Below are 3923 nucleotides of genomic sequence, written 5' to 3' on the forward strand. Positions count from 1 at the left end.
TACTTCTGACAGAATTATTAAATTTCAAAAACAATCCATTCAATCATCTTTTCGTATAGAAAAACTTATTAAGAAACATGCACTAGAAAAAATATAAATCATATATAAGTGATATCCCGTTTGAATGCTTGAGGAGGATATTATGAAACCTATGTTACCTAGTGAAAAATATTTCGGTAATTTAGAACTAGTTTATGCATTTTATGGGGCTATGCCTACAGGTGTTACTGTTTCAGAAACCGGTCGTACTTTCATTTGCTTTCCGAAATGGGGAGACGATGTTAAATTTACGGTGGGGGAAATGGTTGAGGATAAATTGCAGCCTTATCCTAATTTACAAACAAATTTGGTTAATCCCGAGAATATCACAATGACTTTCATCAGTGTCCAAAGTGTAGTTGCTGATGGAAGGGGAACGCTCTGGATATTAGATACAGCGGCACCCAATTTTTCTGAACCTATTAAAGGGGGGGCAAAATTAGTCGCTGTTGATTTAGAAACCAATTTAATAAGAAAAGTATATACCTTTACAGAAGATGTTGTCCTGCCTACAACTTATCTGAATGATGTCCGTTTTGATTTTCGTGTAGGAAAAGCAGGTTATGCCTATATAACGGATTCTTCTTCAAGAGGACCAGGAGCTATTATCGTCGTAGATTTATCAAATGGAAACGCGTTTAGACGGTTAAATGGGGCAAATTCAACTTCACCCGATCCCTATTTTTTACCGAAAGTAGAAGGTCAAATTTTAATGAATCGAAACAAAGACGGTTCAACTTCTCCATTTAGATTGGCATCTGATAGTCTTGCGATTTCTCCCGATGGAAAGATATTATTTTTTGCTCCACTAACCAGTCGTCATTTGTTCTCAATCTCAACAGAAGCCCTGAGAGACAGAACGATACCGGACATGGATTTACCTTATCATGTGGAGTATTGGGGAGAAAAAGGTGCGTCTGATGGAATGATCACCGATGCAAAGGGAACTGTTTATGCTGGAGATTATGAAAACAACAGTATCCGTAAGATATTGCCNNAACTATCGCACATGATCCGAGAATTTTGTGGCCGGATACTTTTTCAATTGGTCCGGATCAATATTTGTATGTCATTGTGAACCAATTACATCGACAGCCTAGATTTCATTATGGAAAAGACTTACGACAGAAACCTTATAGTTTACTTCGTATCAAAATTGATGAATTTCCTGCGCCTACCTTTTCATAATAAAAATAGTAAATTAATTGTTTTCATTATATAGTGCAAAACAAACAAGAGTAAGCAAGAAGTATTAACTTTATTTACTTCTGCCAAATAAACTCAAAATGGATTAATAGGAACAGTTTATTTGGTGAGTGTTAAACTGTTCCTGGAAATTTTTTATAATGTCGGTAAGTTCAATGCTGTATTGATATTATTTACATCCAAACTGATCTGTTCGTTTGTATCCCAAGCATGGTACCATCCTTTTTCTACCATATATCCGGATATTTGTTCATGCATATCAAGAGCTTCCACTAAATGGCGAGTGAGTATTTCTTTAATTTCTGGTGTTCCTGCCTCCGTAACTGCCATGGCATAATTTCTAACTCCACTTTTAGCTGAAATGAGTAGATCCATTGCAACCACTTGATCCGATAATGCGTCCATGCCAGTTAATGTTTCAATGATTGGATTCATGTTCATTCATCTCCTAATTTACTGCTTAGCGTTGGAAAGGATAGAAGCATATTCTTGTAATTGTCTCGTAGATACATCAATGTCTTGCTGCATAATATCTTTTAATAGCGGATCTGTAACTAATGCTCTCATTGTTTTGGATTTAGTTAAACAAGTGGTCTTAAATGCAGCTATCTCATGGACTTCAAGAACTTCATGTAAGGCATAATTCATTTTTTTATCTCCTTCCTCAAGGTTTCAACACGACTTTTATACAATCATCCATTTTGGTGTCAAAAATCTCATAGCCACGCTTTGCTTCACTAAGTGGAAGTACATGACTTACGACATCTCCTGGGTCAATTTTTCCGGTAGAAACTAATTCAAACATATATGGCATATAGTGAATCACAGGTGCTTGCCCAGAGCGGATATTGATATTTCGCTGCATAATATCTCCAAGAGGGAAACCATTATATCTACCGCCGTAAACGCCAGTAACTTGAATTGTCCCACCTTTACGCACTGCTTGTGTAGCCATGATAAACGCTCCTAATGCTCCACCTTGAAGTTTCATTCCGCTCGCAAGGAACTCTAAATCAGTCATTTTACCGTCCATACCAACTGCATCAATGACAACATCAGCGCCGCCCTTCGTCATTTCCTTCAAATGCATTCCCACATTTTCAAAGTGTTCAAAATTTACAATTTCAACATTGTTGGTACGTTTGGCGTGTTGCAAACGATAGTCTACATAATCTATGGCAATGACACGCTTTGCTCCTTTAAGCCAACAGAATTTTTGAGCAAAAAGGCCAACCGGACCACAGCCAAAAACAATTACAGTATCTCCATCCTTTACGCCTGCATTGTCAACACTCCAAAAACCAGTAGTCATCGCATCGGCAATAACTGCTAACTTTTCATCTGGTTCCTCACAAGTCTCTGGAATTTTGAAATGAGTAAAGTTGGCAAATGGTACTCTTAAATATTCAGCTTGCCCGCCTGGATAACCACCCGTTGTACCAGAATATCCAAAATAGGCACCCATATCACCATTATCATTAGAATTATCACATTGGCTTTCCAAATGGTTTTTACAATAAATACATTCCCCGCAGGCAATGTTAAAAGGAATAATAACACGATCCCCTTTTTTTACTTTCGTAACATTTGGTCCAACCTCTTCTACGATTCCCATTGGTTCATGACCAATAACATAGTTTTCTTGCAGGTTAGGAATCATTCCATGAATTAAATGTAAATCAGACCCACATATAGCTGTACTTGTTACTTTAATAATCATGTCATCTGGTTTTTCAATTTTTGGATCTGGAACTTCTTTGACTACAACATTTTTAATACCTTGATACGTTACTGCCTTCATTGGTTACAGCCTCCAGTGTTAGTGATCATCAGGTGTCCGGTCAAACATACCTTTTCTATTGGTCTCAACCGGGAAAAGATTCATTTTGCCCATCATCAATGTATTGTTGGCAGATAGTTGATCTAGTTTATACTGTTCACTTAGTTCGTATGGGTGGAACCATTTTTTATTAATCATTAGTTCTGTAATTTCTTGGTGCATGGCAATACCTTGCATTAAATGGTTTCGTAAGAGCGTTCTAACATCAGGTGATGCTGACTCCGTTAATGCTACGGCAATATTGCGAACACCTTCTTTGGCACGAAGAAGTAAATCCATTGCAAATGTGGTATCTGCTAGCTCTGGTACGTGTAGCGAGTTTATTGGGTCTAAATAGTCTTGGTTCAATGAATTTGCCTCCTTTTCAATTGATTATTGGTGTTGGCCGGTTTTGAGGAACAGGAGCTTCAAAAGGTGCACGTTGATAAATTGCCTGTAATTCCCCAAGCGCTTGTATGGATTGTTCAACATCTTTTTGCATTAATGCTCTCAAATCATGATCAAATACCAAGCCTTGCATTAGTTTTGATTTCGCTAAGCAAAGGGTTTTGAAATTTATAACTTCATGTAAATCCAATGATTCATGATCGGCTAATTTTTGATTATCCATTTCTAATAAACCTCCTTATTCGTTAATAGAATCAAATTGTATTGTTCCAAAAATAGGAGGGAAACATTCTTTAAGGTTTTTTTTATATTTGGTAAATTATCTTAAATGGTTGGAGTATTCATAAAGTGGGGGAAATTCATTTTTTTGTGATTGCTGAGGAAGATTGCTGCGGCGGTTTTGTTTTTCTTGTAGCTAAAAAAATGTTCAACCAGAAATATCTGGTTGAAC

Annotated in this window: 5 protein-coding genes and 1 pseudogene; 1 reads left to right on the forward strand and 5 read right to left on the reverse strand. The window is 36.9% G+C overall.

Annotated elements, in window-relative coordinates:
- The first annotated feature begins 142 nt into the window (after window positions 1-142).
- A pseudogene (locus tag V7147_RS23850) lies at window positions 143-1227 on the forward strand (L-dopachrome tautomerase-related protein).
- A 153-nt stretch (window positions 1228-1380) separates the two neighbouring features.
- Here the strand turns inward: V7147_RS23850 and V7147_RS23855 are convergent.
- The 5 genes from V7147_RS23855 to V7147_RS23875 are packed head-to-tail and all read right to left on the reverse strand — an operon-like array spanning window position 1381 to window position 3695.
- On the reverse strand, window positions 1381-1680 hold the full coding sequence (locus tag V7147_RS23855; protein ID WP_335370285.1) for a spore coat protein: 300 nt from the start codon (window positions 1678-1680) through the stop codon (window positions 1381-1383).
- An 18-nt stretch (window positions 1681-1698) separates the two neighbouring features.
- Window positions 1699-1893, reverse strand: coding sequence for a hypothetical protein (locus tag V7147_RS23860; protein WP_304217329.1), 195 nt, complete (start codon window positions 1891-1893; stop codon window positions 1699-1701).
- 16 nt (window positions 1894-1909) lie between these two features.
- Window positions 1910-3046: a zinc-dependent alcohol dehydrogenase gene (locus V7147_RS23865; protein ID WP_335370286.1), complete on the reverse strand. Its 1137-nt coding sequence runs from the start codon at window positions 3044-3046 to the stop codon at window positions 1910-1912.
- Between the two features lie 18 nt (window positions 3047-3064).
- Window positions 3065-3433, reverse strand: a complete 369-nt coding sequence (locus V7147_RS23870; RefSeq protein ID WP_335370287.1) for a spore coat protein — start codon at window positions 3431-3433, stop codon at window positions 3065-3067.
- 16 nt (window positions 3434-3449) lie between these two features.
- Complete coding sequence (locus tag V7147_RS23875; RefSeq protein ID WP_335370288.1) at window positions 3450-3695, reverse strand: spore gernimation protein GerQ; 246 nt, start codon at window positions 3693-3695, stop codon at window positions 3450-3452.
- Between the last annotated feature and the right edge of the window lie 228 nt (window positions 3696-3923).

It is taken from the genome of Bacillus sp. JJ1521 (assembly GCF_036965165.1).
In the GTDB taxonomy this organism is placed as follows: domain Bacteria; phylum Bacillota; class Bacilli; order Bacillales; family Bacillaceae_L; genus Ferdinandcohnia.

Coding starts and splice junctions, on each gene's coding strand:
- V7147_RS23855 (WP_335370285.1), bottom strand. CDS start 1,680: ATGAATCCAATCATTGAAACATTAACTGGCATGGACGCATTATCGGAT.
- V7147_RS23865 (WP_335370286.1), bottom strand. CDS start 3,046: ATGAAGGCAGTAACGTATCAAGGTATTAAAAATGTTGTAGTCAAAGAA.
- V7147_RS23875 (WP_335370288.1), bottom strand. CDS start 3,695: ATGGATAATCAAAAATTAGCCGATCATGAATCATTGGATTTACATGAA.
- V7147_RS23860 (WP_304217329.1), bottom strand. CDS start 1,893: ATGAATTATGCCTTACATGAAGTTCTTGAAGTCCATGAGATAGCTGCA.